The organism is Inquilinus limosus MP06 (genome assembly GCF_000767795.1).
GTDB classification, from domain to species: domain Bacteria; phylum Pseudomonadota; class Alphaproteobacteria; order DSM-16000; family Inquilinaceae; genus Inquilinus; species Inquilinus limosus_E.
The window spans coordinates 1-18,821 of sequence record NZ_JANX01000053.1 but is presented as its reverse complement, the minus strand read 5'-3'; the positions used below and the strand labels follow the sequence as shown (position 1 = coordinate 18,821).

The 18,821-nt window shown below is 69.7% G+C and carries 21 protein-coding genes and 1 tRNA gene; 15 read left to right on the top strand and 7 right to left on the bottom strand.

Translation table 11 applies throughout. The annotated features are described in order from the left end of the window. Positions 1–59: 59 nt before the first annotated feature. From P409_RS06920 to P409_RS06875, 10 genes are all read left to right on the top strand, one after another. Positions 60–1,397 carry a CpaF family protein gene (locus tag P409_RS06920; RefSeq protein WP_052120122.1) on the top strand — a complete coding sequence of 446 codons (1,338 nt, stop codon included), beginning with the start codon at positions 60–62 and terminating at the stop codon, positions 1,395–1,397. Beyond that, positions 1,394–2,338: a type II secretion system F family protein gene (locus P409_RS06915; protein ID WP_034833457.1), complete on the top strand. Its 945-nt coding sequence runs from the start codon at positions 1,394–1,396 to the stop codon at positions 2,336–2,338. The genes P409_RS06920 and P409_RS06915 overlap by 4 nt, the downstream gene beginning before the upstream one ends. Positions 2,339–2,342: 4 nt before the next feature. After that, the gene (locus P409_RS06910; RefSeq protein ID WP_034833454.1) at positions 2,343–3,257 is read left to right on the top strand and encodes a type II secretion system F family protein; all 915 of its coding nucleotides are present in this window, start codon (positions 2,343–2,345) and stop codon (positions 3,255–3,257) included. Next, the gene (locus P409_RS06905) at positions 3,254–4,024 is read left to right on the top strand and encodes a tetratricopeptide repeat protein (protein ID WP_052120121.1); all 771 of its coding nucleotides are present in this window, start codon (positions 3,254–3,256) and stop codon (positions 4,022–4,024) included. Before P409_RS06910 ends, P409_RS06905 begins: the two co-directional genes overlap by 4 nt. After that, positions 4,021–4,344 carry a hypothetical protein gene (locus tag P409_RS38730; RefSeq protein ID WP_161790353.1) on the top strand — a complete coding sequence of 108 codons (324 nt, stop codon included), beginning with the start codon at positions 4,021–4,023 and terminating at the stop codon, positions 4,342–4,344. Before P409_RS06905 ends, P409_RS38730 begins: the two co-directional genes overlap by 4 nt. Next, positions 4,341–6,164 carry a pilus assembly protein TadG-related protein gene (locus P409_RS06895; RefSeq protein WP_274519148.1) on the top strand — a complete coding sequence of 608 codons (1,824 nt, stop codon included), beginning with the start codon at positions 4,341–4,343 and terminating at the stop codon, positions 6,162–6,164. The genes P409_RS38730 and P409_RS06895 overlap by 4 nt, the downstream gene beginning before the upstream one ends. A 68-nt stretch (positions 6,165–6,232) precedes the next feature. Beyond that, a complete protein-coding gene (locus P409_RS06890; protein ID WP_081991332.1) occupies positions 6,233–6,424 on the top strand; it encodes a Flp family type IVb pilin in 192 nt (63 codons plus the stop codon). A 52-nt stretch (positions 6,425–6,476) separates the two neighbouring features. Beyond that, entirely contained in the window at positions 6,477–6,983 is a 507-nt protein-coding gene (locus tag P409_RS06885; RefSeq protein WP_052120120.1) for a TadE/TadG family type IV pilus assembly protein, read from the top strand. Further along, positions 6,983–7,456: a prepilin peptidase gene (locus P409_RS36070; RefSeq protein WP_052120119.1), complete on the top strand. Its 474-nt coding sequence runs from the start codon at positions 6,983–6,985 to the stop codon at positions 7,454–7,456. The genes P409_RS06885 and P409_RS36070 overlap by 1 nt, the downstream gene beginning before the upstream one ends. Before the next feature lie 112 nt (positions 7,457–7,568). Continuing rightward, complete coding sequence (locus P409_RS06875) at positions 7,569–8,591, top strand: NADP-dependent oxidoreductase (RefSeq protein ID WP_034833446.1); 1,023 nt, start codon at positions 7,569–7,571, stop codon at positions 8,589–8,591. 13 nt (positions 8,592–8,604) lie between these two features. On the opposite strand, the gene P409_RS06870 is transcribed toward P409_RS06875, so the two are convergent. Both P409_RS06870 and P409_RS06865 read right to left on the bottom strand, forming a co-directional pair. Continuing rightward, positions 8,605–8,841: a hypothetical protein gene (locus P409_RS06870; protein ID WP_034833443.1), complete on the bottom strand. Its 237-nt coding sequence runs from the start codon at positions 8,839–8,841 to the stop codon at positions 8,605–8,607. Further along, positions 8,838–9,026, bottom strand: coding sequence for a hypothetical protein (locus tag P409_RS06865; protein ID WP_034833439.1), 189 nt, complete (start codon positions 9,024–9,026; stop codon positions 8,838–8,840). Before P409_RS06865 ends, P409_RS06870 begins: the two co-directional genes overlap by 4 nt. A gap of 227 nt (positions 9,027–9,253) precedes the next feature. On the opposite strand from P409_RS06865, the gene P409_RS06860 reads away from it, so the two are divergent. Beyond that, a complete protein-coding gene (locus P409_RS06860; protein WP_034833436.1) occupies positions 9,254–10,192 on the top strand; it encodes a LysR family transcriptional regulator in 939 nt (312 codons plus the stop codon). Between the two features lies 1 nt (position 10,193). Here the strand turns inward: P409_RS06860 and P409_RS06855 are convergent, their stop codons facing one another. Continuing rightward, positions 10,194–10,826, bottom strand: coding sequence for a LysE family translocator (locus P409_RS06855; protein ID WP_052120118.1), 633 nt, complete (start codon positions 10,824–10,826; stop codon positions 10,194–10,196). Positions 10,827–10,934: 108 nt separating this feature from the next. Between P409_RS06855 and P409_RS06850 the strand changes: the two genes are divergently transcribed. The 4 genes from P409_RS06850 to P409_RS06835 all read left to right on the top strand — a co-directional run bounded on the left by P409_RS06850 (position 10,935) and on the right by P409_RS06835 (position 15,930). Then, positions 10,935–12,335, top strand: a complete 1,401-nt coding sequence (locus P409_RS06850) for an MATE family efflux transporter (RefSeq protein WP_238578613.1) — start codon at positions 10,935–10,937, stop codon at positions 12,333–12,335. Positions 12,336–12,473: 138 nt separating this feature from the next. Further along, positions 12,474–15,242, top strand: coding sequence for a DNA gyrase subunit A (gene gyrA, locus P409_RS06845; protein ID WP_034833432.1), 2,769 nt, complete (start codon positions 12,474–12,476; stop codon positions 15,240–15,242). Between the two features lie 14 nt (positions 15,243–15,256). Next, on the top strand, positions 15,257–15,775 hold the full coding sequence (gene coaD / locus P409_RS06840) for a pantetheine-phosphate adenylyltransferase (protein ID WP_034833429.1): 519 nt from the start codon (positions 15,257–15,259) through the stop codon (positions 15,773–15,775). 79 nt (positions 15,776–15,854) lie between these two features. After that, positions 15,855–15,930 (top strand) — tRNA-Lys (locus P409_RS06835). 9 nt (positions 15,931–15,939) lie between these two features. Here the strand turns inward: P409_RS06835 and fhuF are convergent. The 4 genes from fhuF to P409_RS06815 form a co-directional block, all read right to left on the bottom strand. Beyond that, complete coding sequence (gene fhuF, locus P409_RS06830) at positions 15,940–16,689, bottom strand: siderophore-iron reductase FhuF (RefSeq protein WP_034833426.1); 750 nt, start codon at positions 16,687–16,689, stop codon at positions 15,940–15,942. A 92-nt stretch (positions 16,690–16,781) separates the two neighbouring features. After that, positions 16,782–17,066 (bottom strand): DUF1488 family protein, encoded by a 285-nt coding sequence (locus tag P409_RS06825; RefSeq protein WP_034833424.1) that lies wholly within the window; start codon positions 17,064–17,066, stop codon positions 16,782–16,784. 61 nt (positions 17,067–17,127) lie between these two features. After that, a complete protein-coding gene (locus tag P409_RS06820; protein ID WP_052120123.1) occupies positions 17,128–18,021 on the bottom strand; it encodes an alpha/beta fold hydrolase in 894 nt (297 codons plus the stop codon). A 121-nt stretch (positions 18,022–18,142) separates the two neighbouring features. Next, positions 18,143–18,724 carry a TetR/AcrR family transcriptional regulator gene (locus P409_RS06815; protein WP_034833421.1) on the bottom strand — a complete coding sequence of 194 codons (582 nt, stop codon included), beginning with the start codon at positions 18,722–18,724 and terminating at the stop codon, positions 18,143–18,145. Between the last annotated feature and the right edge of the window lie 97 nt (positions 18,725–18,821).

Below are 18,821 nucleotides of genomic sequence, written 5' to 3'. Positions count from 1 at the left end.
GGCATCGCGCGGCGCCGGCCTGTTCCGCCGGCTGCGGACGTCGTGAGGAGAGGGCGGCGATGGCAGGGCTGATCAACGGCGTCGGTGTCAGGACAGGCGGGGAGGCGGAGCTCGCCGCGGCGGAGCTGCGCACCACCGACGCCTACCAGCGAACCAAGTTCGCGATCTTCAACCTGGTGCTGGAGCAGCTCGAGGCGCTCGGCATCAATGCGGAATCGGCCAGCCAGTCGATGATCCGCGACGGCATCGAGCAGGCGATCACCCGCTTCGCCGCCAAGGAGGGGCTGGCGCTCAATGCCGCCGAGCGCGCCCTGCTGGCGTCCGAGGTGCAGAACGAGGTGATCGGCCTCGGCCCGCTGGAGCCGCTGCTGAAGGATCCGTCGATCGACGATGTGATCGTCAACGGCCCGTACCGGGTCTATGTCGAGCGCGGCGGCCAGATGGCGGCGGTGCCGGTGCGGTTCCGCGACACCGCCCACCTGATGAACATCATCCAGCGCATCGTCAGCCCGATCGGCCGCCGGGTGGACGAGGCGACGCCCTATGTCGACGCGCGCCTGCCCGACGGGTCGCGCGTCAATGTCGTGATCCCGCCGATCGCGCTGGACGGGCCGATGGTGTCGATCCGCAAGTTCCGCGTCCAGGCCATGGGCGCGCAGGATTATGTGCGCCTCGGCTCGATGAGCCAGGAGATGATGAGCTTCCTGGCGGCGGCGGTGCGCTCGCGCCTCAATATCCTGATCTGCGGCGGCACCGGCTCGGGCAAGACCACGCTGCTCAACATGCTCAGCGGCTACATCGACGAGAAGGAGCGGCTGATCACCATCGAGGACGCGGCCGAGCTGCAGCTGCGGCAGAGCCATGTGGTGCGGCTGGAGACGCGGCCGCCCAATCTCGACGGCAGCCGCGAGGTGACCGCCCGCGACCTGGTGCGCAACGCCCTGCGGATGCGGCCGGACCGCATCATCCTGGGCGAGGTGCGCGGCGCCGAGGCGGTCGAGATGCTGCAGGCGATGAGCACCGGCCATGACGGGTCGATGGCCACGATGCACGCCAATTCCAGCCGCGACGCCTTCGGCCGACTGGAGATGCTGCTCGGCTTCGGCGGCCTGGGCGGCGATCCGAAGACGGTGCGCCGCTATATCGCCAACAGCGTCCACATCGTCGTGCAGGTCAACCGGCTGGCGAACGGCAAGCGGCGCGTCACCTCGGTGTCGGAGCTGACCGGGATGGAGGGCGACAACTTCACCCTCAACCCGCTGTTCAGCTTCGAGGAGCAGCCGCCGCTGAGCGGCCAGGGCGAGTTCCGCACCCTGTCGGCGCGCCCGTTCTACGCCCATCGCCTGGTCGGGGCGCCCGACTTGCGACTGGCCGCGGCGCGGGGAGGGGCGGCATGACCGGCTTCGCCTTCCTGCTGCTGGGCGTGCTGGCGCTGTTCGTGATGGCGGGGATCAGCTTGGTCGCCGGACGCCGTCAGCGCCGCCAGCAGCAGCAGGTGCAAGCCAGGCTGGAGCTGCTGCGCAGCGCCGTGCCGGACGGTGTGGCGGAGACGTCGGGGGGCCGTCCCGCCGGCGCCCGGCCGGTGCCCGCCGGGCAAGGCGGGCCGCGCTTCCTGCGGCTGTGGCTGAACCGAGCCGACATCGTGCTGCGGCCGGACCGGCTGGTGCTGACCGCGATCCTGGTGATCGCCGCCACCGTCGCCGTGGCCTGGCTGGTCAGCCCGATCGCCGCCGCCGCCGTCCCGGTCCTGGCCATCGGCGCCGCGGTCTATGCCCTGCACGCGCTGGCGACCCGGCGGATCAACGCCTTCCTGCTGGGCCTGCCCTTCTTCCTGGACGCGCTGCGCCAGCTTCTCATGGTCGGCAACTCGATGCAGCAGGGCCTGCTGAAGGCGGCGGAGAACACGTCGCCGGCGATGCAGCGTTATCTGCAGCCGATGGTCCGGCGCATCAACAACGGCGCGCCGATCCCGGAGGCCATGTCCTGGCTGGCCGGGCGGCTGGAGGTGCCGGAGCTGTTCATGCTGGCGACCGCGACCGAGGTCAATTTCCGCTACGGCGGCCGGATGTCGGCGGTGCTGGCCAACCTGGTGCAGATCCTGCGCGAGCGCACCCGGGTGGAGCGCGAGCTGAAGGCGGCGACGGCGGAGATCCGCTTCAGCGCCATCGTTCTCGGCCTGATGCCGTCGGTGGTGCTGGTGATGATCTCGGTGATCAAGCCGGCCTACATCATGTTCTTCATCCATGCGGAGCAGGGGCCGCGCCTGGCCCTGATCGCCATCGGGCTGCAGCTGTTCGGCGTGCTGGTCATGCGTCGCATCATGCGGCTGGAGTTCTGACGCCATGCCGGCCTTCAGCCTCGAGCTCGCCTTCATCGTCATCACCGCCGGCTCCAGCCTGCTGCTGCTGGGTCTCGGGCTGCGCGGCACGGTGGGCGAGGCGCGGCTGAAGCGGCGGCTGACCCGGCTGTCCGACCAGCCGCAGGACGGCGCGGCCGGCCTCCAGCTCGGCTGGCTGCAGCCCTTCGCGCCGGTCCTGGTCGGCGGCGCCAAGGACCGTGAGGAGATCCTGCAGCTCCTGCGGGCGGCGGGCTATTACGACCCCAGCGCGCTGATGGTGTTCGCCGGGCTGCGCTTCGCCGCGGCGCTCCTGGCCATTCTCGGCGCCGGGGTGGTGCTGTGGCTCCTGGGGATGTGGTCCGGCGTCGCCCGCTTCTACCCGCTGGCGGCCGGCGGCGTGGTCTACATCGCCGCCAAGTTCGTGCTGCGCTCGCTGGCCTCGGTCCGGCTGCGGCGGGTCAGCGCCGAACTGCCCTTCGTCCTCGACGTACTGCTGCTGATGCTGGAAAGCGGCGTCAGCCTGGACCAGTGCTTCCGCACCGTGGCGCAGGGCGAGGGCAACGCCATGCCGCATGTCCGCCAGTCGATGCGGGTGCTGGTCGAGGATCTGCAGCGCGGCATGGCCTATGACCAGGCGCTGGACCGCTGGGCCGACCGGCTGGGCGTCGGCGGCATCCGTGAGGTGGCGGCCCTGTTCAAGCAGACCCTGATGTACGGCACCGAGCTGGGGCCGGCGCTGCGTGAGTTCGTGCGTGAATTCGCCGACCGGCGCGTGTCCTCGGCCAAGGAAAGCATCGGCCGCAAGACCACGCAGATGACCATCGTGATGATCGTCTTCATGATGCCGGCGCTGTTCATCGTGCTGCTGGCCCCGGCCATCGTCACCATCCTCTCCACCCTGACGGGACTGGGCCGATGACGCGAAACCCCGCCCGCCTGGCCGCCCTGCTGCTGCTGCCCTGGCTCTCCGCCTGCGGCCTGTTCGGCGGCAGCCAGACCGTGCACCGGGAGCCGTCGCCGGCGGACACGCTGCCGCAGGCGGCGCCGCTCGACGCGGAGAATTCGCGCGACCTGTATCTCGGCATCGTCGACAAGCTGCGCCAGGGCGGCAAGTCGCGCGCCGCGCTGGCCTATCTCGACGACTACGACAACCGCCACCCGGGCGACGCGCGGGCGCAGGTGCTGCGCGGGGACGCTTTCCTCGACATTCAGGACTATGCGCGCGCCGAGGCGATCTACCGGGAGCTGCTGGAGGGCGACCAGGCCCCCGCGGCCTATGACGGCCTCGGCCGTGTCGCGGCCGGCCGCAGCGATTGGGCCAAGGCGCGGGCCTATTTCCACGAGGCCGTGCGGCGCGAGCCGATCAACGTCAAATACCTGAACGACCTCGGTTTCGCCGAGATGCGGATCGCCTCCTATGATGAGGCGCTGTTCACCCTGCGCCAGGCGAGCGAGCTGGCGCCGGAGAATGCCCAGGTCCGCAACAACCTGATTCTATGCCTCGACATTTCGGGCCAGGGCGATGCCGCCAAGGCGATGCTCGGCCGGATCACCAACGCCCAGGAGCGGCGCGCGGTCGAGCAGATGCTGAAGACCGCCCGCGGCCAGATGCGCGGTCCGACCAGCGCCGGCACGGGCACGGCGGCGCCGCGGCGCCTGGCGCAAGCTTCGGAGAACCAGCCATGATGCGAGCATGCCTTGCGGCGTTGGGCGTATGCGCCCTGTTCCTGCCGGCCGCGGCGCCGGCCCAGCAGCAGCTGGTGCAGCCGAAGGCGCCCGACTGGTTCGAGAGCAACCGCGCCCTGCAGGTGATCCAGGCACAGCAGCGACCGCATCCAGGCCCTGGCGCGCCGGCCGGCCTGTCGGGGGCGGAGGCCGGTCAGGTCTATTCCAACTTCATCCAGGACATCGGCAAGCCGCTTCAACCGCTTTCGGGCAACAGCTCCTACGGGCCGCCATCCGGCTTTGGGGGCGGCATGGGGTCGTCATCGGGGGGGCTGCCATGATCGGGAGATTGATACGTCGCGGATCGGGTGACGGGGGAGCGATCGCGCCCTTCGCGGCACTGATGCTGGTGCCGCTGATCGGGACGGCGGCGCTGGCCACCGATGTCGGCCTCTGGTACGCGCAGCAGCGCCACCTGCAGGTGGCGACGGATGTCTCGGCCCTGTCGGCCGCGCTGAAGATCTCCGACGCCACGACGATCGCCGGCAATCTGCTCAAGGCCAACGGCTTCGAAACCAGCAGCCTGACCTCGGCCGTGCCGGGCGTGTACTGCCCCGAGGGGGCGAAGCCGGCGGATCGCTTCAAGCTCGGCCTGACCGCCTGCGAGGCCGGTGATCCCGCGCCCGACGAATACAGCGCGGTCCAGGTCACGGCGCATGCCACGGTGCCCGGGGTGCTGTCGCGGTCGCTGCTGCAGACCGGCGACGGCCAGATGGGGCAGGGCGGCAGCCCGAACAAGGAAGGCATCTACCCGATCAGCACCCGGTCGACGGCGGCGCGGATCGATGAGGCCGGGCTGCAGGCCGGCACCGGCCTGCTGACGCTCGACACGACGCAGAGCCCGCTGCTGAACGCGGTGCTGGGCGGGGTGCTGGGCACCAAGATCAACCTGACCGCCGTGCATTATAACGGGCTGGTCAACACCGATATCGACGCGCTGACCTTCCTCGACGCCCTGGCGACCCATGTCGGCGCCTCGGTCGGAACCTATGACGGCCTGCTCGACAGCAACGTCAAGGTCGGCCAGATCCTGCAAGCGGCGATCGACGTCCTGCACAAGCAGGGCAACATCGCCGGCCTCGACCTCGACGCGCTGAACGCCCTGCTGGCGCTGCAGTCGCAGATCGCCGGCAACCCGGACTTGGCCCTGGGCAAGCTGCTGGACCTGGGCCTCTGGAAGACGCAGGAGGTCGGAAGCTCGACCAAGCCCAGCGCGCTGCAGGCGGGGCTGAACCTGTATCAGCTGGTCACGCTCAGCGCCCAGGTGGCGAACAGCCAGAACTTCATCTCGATCCCGTCGCTCACCCTCGGCCTGCCCGGCGTGGCGTCTGTCGAGGTCGCCGCCACGGTGATCGAGAAGCCGCAGCGGCCACCCTTCGCCTTCGGGCCGAAGGGCATCTCGGTCCACACCGCGCAGGTGCGGACGCAGATCAAGCTGCAGCTGCTGGACCTGTTCGGCCTGCTCGGCCAGGGGATCCAGCTGCCGGTCTATATCGAGGCCGCATCCGGCGACGCCACGCTGGGCCCGATCACCTGCGATCCGGATGTCCGGGTGGAGGTGGACGCCACCGTCCATGCGGCGGCCGCCTATATCGGCACGCTGCCGATGGGCCTGATGACCAATTTCAGCCACAAGATCAACTACCAGACCGATATCCAGCCGGCGCCGCTGATCGATATCAAGGTGCTGCTGCTCGGGCTGGTGCATATCGACGGCCGGGCCAAGCTGGAGCTGCTGGAAGGCCACAAGACGATGGTCTTCGACAAGCAGGACATCGACGACCAGGTGGCGCAGCAGGTCTGGGGCGGCGGCGCGGTCGACAATCTGCTGGGCAGCCTCGGCATCGATCCGGTGACAGGCAAGCCGAATCTCGAGCTCAAGGCCTGCGTCCTCAGCCTGGGCAATATCTGCCTGCTGCCGGTCGACCTGTCGGTGGTCAGCAGCACGGTCACGGCGCTCAACCAGCTTCTCGCCCCTGTGATCAAGGGCGTCCTCGATCCTCTCGTCGACAATCTGCTCGCCGCCCTCGGCGTGCGCATCGGCGTGATGGATGTGGTCGTCACCGGCGTCCGCTGCGGCGTGCCGGTGCTGATCGAGTAGTCGGAACACCGCCCGCGGCACCGGGGTGCGGGCGGGAAGCAGGATCCCGGAAATTTTGGAGGTTTATCATGATGTTGCGGAAATTCTTCAAGAAGGCAGGCCAAGTCGTTCGTGACGATCAGGGCATTACGGCCGTTGAGTACGCGATCCTTGGCGCTCTGGTCGCCCTTGGCATTACCGCCGCCTCTACGAGCCTCGGCCAGGCGATCACCGGCGCGTTCGGCCGGATCGTCACCGCGATCGGCGGCGGCGCGGGCTGATCTCCGGCCGACTTCCGGTCAGCCTCACTCCAACGAGTTCATGGGAACAGCCATGACTACTCCTGCACCACGTGCACCTCGGACGGCGGGCGCTCGGGCGCCCGCCGCCCTCTCCGACGAGTCGGGGCTGGCCGCGGTCGAATTCGCCCTGATCGCGCCGGTCTTCCTCGTCCTCCTGTTCGGCCTCGTCGTCTACGGGCTGCATTTCGGGGCTTGGCTCGCCGTCAACCAGGCCGCGGCCGAGGGGGCTCGCGCCTCCATCGCCGGCATGAATCTCGATGAGCGCAAGGATCTGGCGCAGAAGGCGGCGATCGCCGTCCTGTCCGCCTATGGCCCGATCCTCGGCAGCATCGAGAAATGTGGCACAGGACAGTCCTGCACCATCGTGGCCGACGCATCGTCCAGCGACGCCAACCTGTTCCAGGTCACGGTGACCTACGACCAGGCCGCCCGCAATGTCGCGAGCGGCCTGAACGGAGACGACGGCAAGGACAGCTTCCTGCCCCTGCCGCTGTCCAACCCCTCCGCCACCGTGACCATCGCCAACGGCGGATATTGATGGCCGGCCTCGACTTCATCGCTCTTGGCCTTCTGGTCCTGCTCTTGCTGCCGATCGTGCTGATCGATCTGCGCGAGAGCAGGATCCCGAACATCTGCAACCTGGCGCTGGGCGTCTGCGGCCTGGCCCTGGCGCTGGTCCGTGACCCGACGCTGCGGACGCTCGGCTTCTCCCTCGGGGCGGCCGCGGTCACCTTCCTGCTGCTGGCCGGCACCGCTTGGCTGATGCAGAAGATCGACCGGCACGCCCGGATCGGCTGGGGGGATCTCAAATTTCTCACCGCCGCCAGCCTCTGGGTCGGGGTGCAGGGCAGCCTGATCGTCCTGATCCTGGCCAGCCTCGTGGCGCTGGTCATGACTCTGGTGCTGGCCCCCTGGCGCGGGGTGAAGTGGCGGGAGATGCGGCCCTTCGGTCCGGCGCTGGCCCTGGGGCTGCTCGCCGTGACGGTCACGGGCTTCATCCGGGGGATGTGACGCCGGCGCCTGGCCGAATGTTCCACGCATCGAATCTGTTGATTCGATCGAACCCCTTCATCATGCGCGACAATGGTGCTTAGCTCCCGTCATGCGCAGATGGGAGCCCGTCATGAGCACCGATGTGAATCGCCGGATCCTGCTGGCCGCGCGCCCGGTCGGGGAGCCGAAGGACACCGATTTCCGCCTGGTCGAGGAGCCGGTGCCGGCGCCGGGGCCCGGCCAGCTGCTGGTCCGCACGCTGTGGCTGTCGCTCGACCCCTATATGCGCAGCCGGATGAGCGACGCGAAATCCTACGCGGCGCCGGTGGAGATCGGCCAGGTCATGGTCGGCGGCGCGGTCGGCCGCATCATCGCCTCGAACCATCCCGGCTTCGCTGCGGGCGACATCGTCGAGGGCCGCACCGGCTGGCAGGACTACGCGCTGTCCGACGGCGCCGGGCTGCGCAAGGTCGACCCGTCGCTGGCGCCGGTCTCGACCGCGGTCGGCGTGCTCGGCATGCCGGGCATGACCGCCTATACCGGCCTGCTCACCATCGGCCAGCCGAAGCCGGGCGAGACCGTCGTGGTCTCCGCCGCCTCGGGCGCCGTCGGGTCGGTGGTCGGGCAGATCGCCAGGATCAAGGGCGCGCGCGTCGTCGGCATCGCCGGCGGGGCGGAGAAGGGCGCCTATCTGACCGGCGAGCTGGGCTTCGACGCCGCGGTCGACCACCGCGCGCCGGATTTCGCCGACCGGCTGCGCGCGGCGGTGCCGGACGGCATCGATGTCTATTTCGAGAATGTCGGCGGCGCGGTGTGGGAGGCGGTGTGGCCGCTCCTGAACCCCTTCGCCCGGGTCCCGGTCTGCGGCCTGATCGCCCAGTACAACGTTGTCGGCGCGTCAGAGGGGCCGAACCGGATGCCGCAGATGATGCGCGAGGTGCTGTCGAAGCGGCTGACCCTGCGCGGCTTCATCGTCAGCGACTTCGCCGACCAGCACGCCGCGTTCCTGCGGGATGTCTCCGGCTGGATCCGCGACGGCCGGATCCGCTACCGTGAGGATGTCGCCGAGGGGCTGGAGAATGCGCCCCGGACCTTCCTGCGGCTGTTCCGGGGCGAGAATTTCGGCAAGCTCCTGGTCAAGGTCGCGGAGTAGCGTCGCCCCGGCATTACAGCAGGGTCCGACCGGCCACGGCCATGAGGCCGATGCGGGTGAGCGCGGCGTCGAACTCCGCGTCCATCTGGAGGCCGAGGTCGCGGCGGGCGGAATCGTTCAGCGTCTCCAGCCGCAGTCGGTTCGGCCGCCTGGCGGAACGCGCCGGTCCGCCGGTGAAACGCCGCCAGATCCGTCCCAGCAGGCCGACGGGGCGCTGGCGCAGCGGCAGGCGCAGGACATGGGTGCTCATGACGATCTCCTCGAAGAAGCCATCGCGATCGGGCAGGCCGCCGCCCTCGGCGCCGGCGGCGGCACCGTGTCGATGCCGTAGCGGCCGGTGATCACCGGGCCGGTCGCGTCGGACACCGTGACCACGGTCTTGGCCGGGGCGCCGGGCCGGGCCCGGTACATCACCACCTCCGTCAGCACGGCCATCCGATCCTCCATCGCTGGCCCCGGCGGTCCGGGGCGATGGTGGGAGACTACGCCACCCCTCCTGACATCATCCTGTCAGGAGAGTTGCCCGTCGGGCGAGCTGTCCGGGGCCGTGCATCGGGCGGTGATGAGGCGGAGGATGGTGCTGAACGCAGATGTGCGCCATTCGACAAGTTCGAAGAGGGTCTGTACGTTTCCGTTCAGCAAGCGAGGCGGGGCCGGGCGCGATGGACTGGGATGATTTGCGCGTGATCCATGCGGTGGTCGGGACCGGCAGCCTGTCGGCGGCAGCGCGGCGCCTCGGCCTCAGCCAGCCCACCATCGGCCGGCGGGTCCAGGCGCTGGAGGAGCGGCTGGGCCTGATCCTGTTCGAGCGCGGCGCAGACGGCTACCGCCCGACCCCGGCCATGGAGGCGCTGCTGCCGCATCTCCGCGCGATGGCGGAGGCCGCGGCGGCGCTGGAGCGCGAGGCCCGGGTCCAGGCCGATCCCGGCACCGGGCTGGTGCGGGTGGCCGCCGATGGCTGGGCCAGCCGCTTCCTGGCCGAAAGGCTGCCGCAGCTGCGGGAGGCGCTGCCGGGCATCAACCTGGCGATCGATTTCGAGCGCATCGTGCCGGATCTCGGCGGCGATTCGGTGCATCTGGGCATCTACACCGCGGTGCCGGACCTGCCGGGCCTGCGCTCCCGTCTGGTTGCACGCTCGGCCTATGCCGTCTACGGCCTGCGCGCCTATGTCGACAGCCATCCCGAGGCCTGGACCACGGATCGCTTCGACCGCTGCGACTGGGTGATCTACGACCGCGAGCGGGTGGGCGGCACCAGCCCGATCACCGCGGCCGACCCGGTGCGCGCCCGGCTGGCGGCGGCGGCGCGCGTCCTGCGCCTGACCACCACCGACCTGATCCTGTCGGCGCTGCTGTCCGGGGCGGGGCTGGCGCTGATCCCGTGCTTCATCGGCGACGCGGATCCGGAACTGGTGCGGGTGTCGCCGATCGTGCCGGAGATGGAGCACCGCTACCGCCTGGTCGTGCACCAGGATGTCGGCCGGTCGCCCCGAATCGCCCGCGCCAAGGAAGCGATCGCCGCCCTGTTCGCGGCCGAGCGCCGGCTGATGGAAGGCGAGGCGGCGCCGGCGGAACCGGCCGGCGCGCCGGTCACGGCCTGAGCTAGCCCCGGCTGGCGATCATCGCGGCGGACCCTGCCATCATCGCGGCGGCGGAACGGTTGACCAGGCGGAGCCGGCGCGGCGAGCGGAAGAAGCTTCGGGCCCCGGCGGCGCCGACCACATAGACCGCCTGCACCGTCAGGTCGATGCCGAGCTGCACCGCGAACACCGCGGCGATGCCGGCGGCATCCAGCGTCGTCAGGTCGACCACCTGCGGCAGCACCGCGCCGTAGAACACGACCGCCTTCGGGTTGCCCAGCGTCAGCGCCGCCCCGCCGAGGATCCCGCCGGTCCGCCGCGGCGGCGCCTCCGGCTCGGCGGCCGGGGCCCGCCACAGCTTCCAGGCGAGGATCGCGAGATAGGCGATGCCGGCCCATTTCACCGCGACGAAGACCGGCTCATAGGCCAGGGCCAGCGCCGACAGGCCGAACACCGCCGCGGCCAGCCACAGCGCGTTGCCGGCGACCATGCCGAGCACGAAGGGCAGGGATTCGCCGGCACCGCGCGACAGCACCCGCGCCACCAGCGCGGTCTGGGCCGGGCCGGGGATCATGGCGGCGATGGCGACGGGCACGGCGAACAGGGCGAGGGCGGTGATCATGGCGACGGCCTGCCGGTGATGACGGGCCAGCATAGCCGGTTCCAAGCCGCCGGGGGAACCGCATGGCAGGCCGGCGTCGGGCCCCCTGATATCCGCCGCGCCGGGCTGCTAGGGTGCCGCTCCAAGGGGAGGAGGGGCGCCGTGACGTACCAGGTTCCGATCCGGCCGGGCGAAAGCTGGATGCGCGCCCGGGTCCGGCGACATGTCCATGAGCTGACGCGCCTGGCCCTGCCGGTGATCGTCGCCCGCGCCGGGCTGATCCTGATGGCGCTGGTCGACACGCTGTTCGTCGGCCGCTACGGCAGCACCGACCTGGCCCATCTCTCGATCGCCAATGCCCCGATCGGCAGCATGATCGGCACCTCCACGGGCCTCGTCATCGGCACCCTGGTGACCACCGCCAACGCCTTGGGGCGCGGCCGGCCGGACGAGTGCGGCGCGGTCTGGCACCGGGCGCTGATCTATGGCGGCGCCATCGGCCTGGTGCTGGCCGTGCTGTGCCATTTCATCGAGCCGCTGCTGGTCCTGACCGGGCAGACGCCGGAATTGTCCAAGGCCGGCGCCGATATCGCCATCGTCCTCGGCTGGGGTATGCCGGCGGCGGTGATCTACACCGTCACCGCCTTCTTCCTCGAAGGGCTGAAGCGGCCGGTGCCGGGGATGATCGCGATGATCGCCGCCAATGTCCTGAACGCGCTGGTCAACTGGCTGCTGGTGTTCGGCGTCGCCGGGCTGCCGGAGCTCGGGGCGCTCGGCGCCGCCTGGGCCAGCACCGCCTCTCGCGTGTTCCTGGCGGTCAGCCTGGTCGCCTATGTCTGGTGGATGCGCGACCGCGAGGCCTACGGCATCCGCCGCTGGCGCGGCTGGCGCTGGAGCGACTGGTCCCGGCAGCGCCAGCTCGGCTATGGCGGCGGCCTCAGCATCTTCATCGAATCGGGCGCCTTCACCGCCCTGACCTTCTTCGCCGGCATTCTCGGCGACCTGCCGCTGGCCGCCTATTCGATCGGCCTCAACCTGATCGCCCTGATCTTCATGGTGGCGCTCGGCCTCGGCTCCGCCACCGCGGTCCGGGTCGGCATCGCCCATGGCCGGCGCGACCTCAAGGACATGGTATTGGCCGGCTGGGTCGGGCTCGGCGTCAACAGCGTCGTCATGGTCGGCTTCGGCGCCGCGCTGTGGCTGCTGGCCCGGCCGATCGCCGAGGCCTACACCAATGACCACGCGCTGATCCCACTGGTGATCCCGGTGGTGCTGGTCTCGACCTTCATCCTGATCGTCGATGGCGGCCAGGTGGTGATGGCCAACGCCCTGCGCGGCCGCGGCGACATCATCGTGCCGACGCTGCTGCACACCATCTCCTACGTCGTGGTGATGACGCCGCTGGGCTGGGTCCTGGGCGTCCATCTCCAGCGCGGCGCCGCCGGGCTGTTCGAGGCGATCCTGATCGCCAGCGTGGTTTCGGTCACCCTGCTCGCGGTGCGCTTCCATCTGCTGGCGCGGGCCGATGCCCGGGCTGCCGCCGGAGCCGGCGCCACGGCCTGAAATCCGTTGCGCCAGGGGGCCTCTGCGCGACCCGGCCCGGACCGGTGTAACGAATTGTTCGCAGGTGCGGAAACGTGCTAGCGTCGGCCCGCCCGGCAGGCTGTCCGGGCGCGTCCTTTTAGCAGCCCGGACAGTGCTTTGACCGAACGTTCGCCCACGCCGCCCCACTTCGACATCACCCCGGTGACGATCGAGGAGGAGATGCGGCGCTCCTACCTCGATTACGCCATGAGCGTGATCGTCTCCCGCGCCCTGCCGGATGTGCGCGACGGCCTCAAGCCGGTGCATCGCCGCATCCTGTTCGCGATGAAGGAGGGCGGCTACGATTCGACCAAGCCGTTCAAGAAGTCGGCCCGCGTCGTCGGCGACGTCATGGGTAAGTACCACCCCCATGGCGACACCGCGATCTACGACGCCATGGTGCGCATGGCGCAGGACTTCTCGATGCGGCTGCCGCTGATCCAGGGGCAGGGCAATTTCGGCTCGATGGACGGCGACCCGCCGGCGGCCATGCGCTACACCGAGGCGCGCCTGGCCAAGGCGGCCGAGGCGATGCTGGACGACATCGACAAGGACACGGTCGAGTTCCAGCCGAACTACGACGAGACCCAGTCCGAGCCGACGGTGGTGCCGTCGCGCTTCCCGAACCTGCTGGTCAACGGCGCCGGCGGCATCGCCGTCGGCATGGCCACCAACATCCCGCCGCACAATCTGGGCGAGGTGATCGACGCCTGCCTGGCCACCATCGACGCGCCGGACATCTCGATCGAGGAGCTGAACCAGATCGTGCCGGGGCCGGACTTCCCGACCGGCGCCCTGATCCTCGGCCGCTCCGGCATCCGCTCGGCCGCGGCTACCGGCCGCGGCAGCGTGGTGATGCGGGCCCGGTCGTCGATCGAGGAGATCCGCAAGGACCGCGAAGCGATCATCTTCACCGAGATCCCGTTCCAGGTGAACAAGTCGCGGCTGATGGAGCGCATCGCCGAGGTCGTCAACGACAAGACGGTCGAGGGCATCTCCGAGCTGCGCGACGAGAGCGACCGCGACGGCGTGCGCATCGTGGTCGAGCTGAAGCGCGACGCCAGCGCCGATGTGGTGCTGAACCAGTTGTACCGCTCGACCCCGCTACAGACCTCCTTCGGCGTCAACATGCTGGCGCTGCATGGCGGCCGGCCCGAGCTGCTGAATCTGAAGCAGATCATCGACGCCTTCATCGCCTTCCGCGAGGAGGTGATCACCCGGCGCACCCGCTACCTGCTGGCCCGCGCCCGTGAACGGGCCCATGTGCTGGTCGGCCTCGCCACCGCCGTGGTCAACATCGACGCGGTGATCGAGCTGATCCGCCGCGCGCCCGACCCGCAGACGGCGCGCGAGGAGCTGATGGCCACGGCCTGGCCGGCCGGCGACATCGCGCCGCTGATCGCGCTGGTGGACGAGCCCGGCCGTCCGCTGGCCGAGGACGGCACCTACCGCCTGTCCGAGGTCCAGGCCCGCGCCATCCTCGACCTGCGCCTGCACCGCCTGACCGGGCTGGAGCGCGACAAGATCGGCGACGACCTGCGCGCCATCGTCGCCGAGATCCAGGAATACCTGTCGATCCTGGCCAGCCGCGAGAAGCTCCTGGAGATCATGCGCGGCGAGCTGGTCGAGATGAAGGACCAGTTCGCCACCCCGCGCAAGACCGAGATCCTCGACCTCGAATTCGAGGCCGATATCGAGGACCTGATCCAGCGCGAGGACATGGTCGTCACCGTCTCCAACGGCGGCTACATCAAGCGGGTGCCGCTGTCGACCTACCGGGCGCAGCGCCGCGGCGGCAAGGGCCGCAGCGGCATGGCGACGAAGGACGAGGATTTCGTCTCCGACCTGTTCGTCGCCAACACCCACACGCCGATGCTGTTCTTCTCCAGCCGCGGCATCGTCTACAAGCTCAAGGTCTACCGCCTGCCGGTCGGCACGCCGCAGTCGCGCGGCAAGGCGATGGTCAACATGCTGCCGCTGCAGCAGGGCGAGACCATCTCCACCGTCATGCCGCTGCCGGAGGATGAGAGCACCTGGGACCAGCTCTACGTCATGTTCGGCACGGCCAGCGGCAATGTCCGCCGCAACAGCCTGGCCGATTTCACCAGCATCAATCGCAACGGCAAGATCGCGATGAAGCTGGACGAGGGCGACAGCCTGATCGGCGTCAAGGTCTGCAGCGACGACCAGGACGTGCTGCTGGCCACGCACAGCGGCATGTGCATCCGCTTCCCGGTCACCGACGTCCGCGTCTTCAAGGGTCGCGATTCGACCGGCGTCCGCGGCATCCGCCTGGCCGAGGGCGACACCGTCATCTCGATCTCGATCCTGCACCATCTCGACGCCACGGCCGATGAGCGCGCCAACTACCTGCGCATGGCCAATGCGGCGCGCCGGGCCGAGGGCGAGGAGACCGACGGCGAGGACAGTGAGACGGTGGTGGAGCACGACCTCGACCCCGCCCGCTTCGCCGCGATGGAGGCCGGCGAGGAGTTCATCCTCACGGTCAGCGAGGAGGGCTTCGGCAAGCTCAGCTCGGCCTATGGCTATCGGCTCACGGGGCGCGGCGGCAAGGGCATCTGGGCCATGGAGATGGGTGAGAAGAACACCGCCGTGGCCGCCAGCTTCCCGATCTCGCCGAACCAGGAGATCATCCTGGTGACCGATGGCGGCCAGCTGATCCGCTGCCCGGTTTCCGACGTGCGCATCGCCGCCCGCAAGACCATGGGCGTGCGGCTGTTCAACGTCGCCGGGGGCGAGCGCGTGGTCTCCGTCGCCTCGGTGCCGGAGGAGAACGGCGAGGACGCGGCCGAGGACGGTGGTTCGTCCGATGAGGCCGCTGAGGGGCAACAGGACGGCGCCGCGACAGGCGGCGACGGCGCATAAGGAAAGCCGCACGGATGTCCAAGGCGCGCATCGGGGTCTATCCCGGCACCTTCGATCCCATCACCAAGGGCCATATGGACATCATCCAGCGGGCCACGCGGATCGTCGACCATCTGGTCGTCGCCGTGGCCCGCAACGACGGCAAGGGCCCGCTGTTCTCGACCGACGAGCGGGTGGAGCTGGTGCGGGCCGACGTCGCGCCCCTGGTGGCCCAGGGGATCTCGATCGAGGTCCGTTCCTTCGACATGCTGCTGATGAACTTCGCCGCCTCGGTGGGCGCCACCACGGTGGTGCGCGGCCTGCGCGCCGTCTCGGATTTCGAGTACGAGTTCCAGATGGCCGGCATGAACGCCAAGATCAATCCGGTGATCGAGACGGTGTTCCTGATGGCGTCGGACCGCTACCAGTTCATCTCCTCGCGATTCGTCAAGGAGATCGGCCGGCTGGGCGGCGACATCGCGCCCTTCGTCAGCCCGCTGGTGGCCAAGCGCCTGACCGAGCAGTTTGCCCGCAAAGGGATCGTCGGGGAATAACCGAGCAGGTGTTGACCGTCGGGCGGTGCCTCCCTAATGTGCGGCCCGCCCGCCCGGACAGGTTCCGGGCCGGCAGTGTGAGCCGGTAGCTCAGTCGGTAGAGCAGAGGCCTTTTAAGCCCCTGGTCGTGGGTTCGAGTCCCACCCGGCTCACCATCCGTATTCTCAGGCGACCTGCTGCGCCGGGGCGGCCTTGCGCAGCCGGGCCCGCAGATGCGGGCAGGTGCCGCATTCGGCGATCTCCGGCAGCCGGTAGCGCAGGCAGCACAGCCGGCGCCAGCGCTTGGCCTCGCCATCCTCCTCGACCGTCTGGATCGGCTCGAACAGCGGATTCGGCGTGCCGTCCGGCCGCTCGCGGTCGGACAGCAGCCGACGGGCCTCGGCGGCGAGGCCGGCATCCGCCAGGGGATGGGCCGCGATCTCGCCCAGGATCCAGTCGAGATACACCGCGGCGTTGTTCCAGTAGAGCCGCGGCGCCACCCGGGTGTGCGCGGCCCAGGCGGCGATGAAGGGCTCGATATGGCCGGCGACCAGCCGGTCGAAGCGGCGGAAGGCGTCGGGCTCGTCCTCGGGCGTGCCGTCATGTTCCAGGCGAAAGGCGATCGGGTGGCCCTCCGGCGCGCGGATCACGCCGATCTCCGCCAGGGCGATCGGGAAGCGGCGGCCGAGCAGCAGGCTGGCCGCCATCACCGGCGGCAGCAGCCGGGCGAAGTACCATTGCGACCAGAAGGAGGCGATTGCGCGCCGGTCCGCGCCGGGATACTGGCCGGCATAGGCGTCCAGCACCCGGTCGATCGCCGCCGGGTCCAGCAGGCTGCGGCCGGGCAGGGCCGGGCGCCCGTCATCCGGCAGCACCACGGCCTCGCCGCAATGCGCCAGGTCGCCGGTGAAGACCGGCCGCAGGATCTCAATCATCGCTGTTGGAAACGAATGCGTGTCATTCGCAACTGGCTATCGCAATCGGGCGATGACCGCAATCCTGTGATGATGGAAGGCAGGGGCGGCGCTCAGCGGCGCCGCAGGTCGCGCCCGTCCAGCGTCACATTGGCGTCGGGGTCCAGCCGCCGCTCCTCGATCCGCAGCTCCGCTGCGCGCTCGATGCCGGCGCGGTGATGGTGGTAGATCTCGACCGCCTCCGCCGGCGTCGGTCGGTGCCCGAGCAGCGAGCGCAGCGCCGCCGAGGGCAGGAACACGCGGCCGGCATAGTCACCGACCTCGACTCCGAACTCGACCGCCTGGCGCGCCTCGTTCCACGCGGCGTCGTCGGGGAAGGTGAAGATCGGGCGGGCCATGGCGCCTTCTACCAGCCCGCCGCCCGGCGCCGCAACGCCGGGCGGACAGGGGGCGGGGGGCTTACTTCTCGGTCAGGAACTTGACGACCGCGGCGTTGAACTCCTTCGGGTTCTGCAGCATGCCGAAATGGCTGACATTCGGCAGGATGTGCAGCTCCGCGCCCGGGATGGTGCGGGCCATGTACTCGGTGTGCTCGCGCTTGATGCCCTCGTCATGCTCGCCATCGGCGATGGCGAAGCGAACCTTGATGCCGCGCAGCTGGTCGGCGGTGAAGTCGGGCTGGGTCGCCCACATCTGCGAGATCTGCTGCAAGAAGCCGTCGTACTGGTCCGGCGTCTTCGATAGCGCCTTGTATTCGGTGCCGGCGCGCTCGATGAAGGCGGCGAAGGTCGGGTTCTTGTCGAAATCCGGCTTCAGCCCGGTCAGGTCGGAATTGGCGCCATAGGCGTAGACGCGGTTCAGCCGCTCCGGGTGGTGGATGCCGATGTCGAGGCCGATGATGCCGCCGTCGCTCCAGCCCACCAGGTCGGCCTTCTGGATCTTGAGATAGTCCAGCAGCGCCAGCACGTCCGACGACATCAGGTCGTAGCTGTAGGGCTGGGCCGAGCGGGTGCTGCGGCCATGGCCACGGCTGTCGGCGACGATCACCTGGAAGTGATGCTTCACTAGGTCCGGGATCAGGTAGTTCCAGTAGTCGGAGTTCGACAGCCCGCCATGCAGCAGGATCACCGGCTGACCCTTGCCGTAGACGGCATAGTACATCTGGATATCGTTGACCGGCGCCATGCCGCTGCTGTCGGTCTTGGGCGCCGGGCCCAGGGCCGGCAGGGTCTGCCACACCTCGGCGGCTTGCACCCGGGTGGTGGCCGCCGGGACCAGAAGAGCGGGGACCGCCAGCCCGAGGCCGATGGCGACCGCCGCGCACCGCAGAACGCTTCCCACAGTTCGGCGCATGTCCATTCCTCTCACGCTGATGTGAATTCGCGGGATATCACAGCGAGAGGCTGATGCTAGCACCGGACCGCAGCGCGACGCGACGGCCGCGACGTTGCGGTTGCAACCTGGGCGGCGCCGCTCAGCCGGCCTTCGGCACCATGCCCCGGACGGCCTCGAGCCCGCTCTTCAGGAACCGGTCCGACAGAGCCTCATCGGCCGCGCCGCGAGCCAGGATCAGAGCGCCGACCATGGTCGCGACCGCCTGAGGCGCCCTGGCCGGGTCGCCGCCATCGGCGGCGAGGGCCGCCTCGGCTGTCTCCACCAGGCCGCGCAGCCCCTCGGTGAACTCGGCACGGGTCTTGGCCGGGTGGCGCGCGATCTCCGGCCCGATCGCGGCGGCGATGCAGCCCTGGCCCGGATGGTCGCGATGTGCCGCCGACAGGTAAGCTTCGGCCATCGCCGCCAGCCGCTCGCCCGGCGGGCGCTGCTCGATGGTCTTGCGCATCCGTCGCCGGCTCTCGCCGAAGCCTTCGGCGCAGGCGGCGGCCACCAGCGCCTCCTTCGACGGGAAATGGGCGTAGAAGCCGCCATGGGTCAGCCCGGCATCGGCCATCAGCGCGGCCACGCCCGTCGCCTCCACCCCGTCCTCGCGGAAGCGCCTGGCGGCGGTGCGGATGATCCGCTCGCGAGTCTCCTGCTTGTGGTCCTTGCTGTAGCGCATGCCGGCCTCCCGGTATGCCGCGCGACGGCGGCGGCGATTGCCTTTTTAGATGACGACTATAATATTGTGTCTATCATATAACGTGCCAAGGGGACAT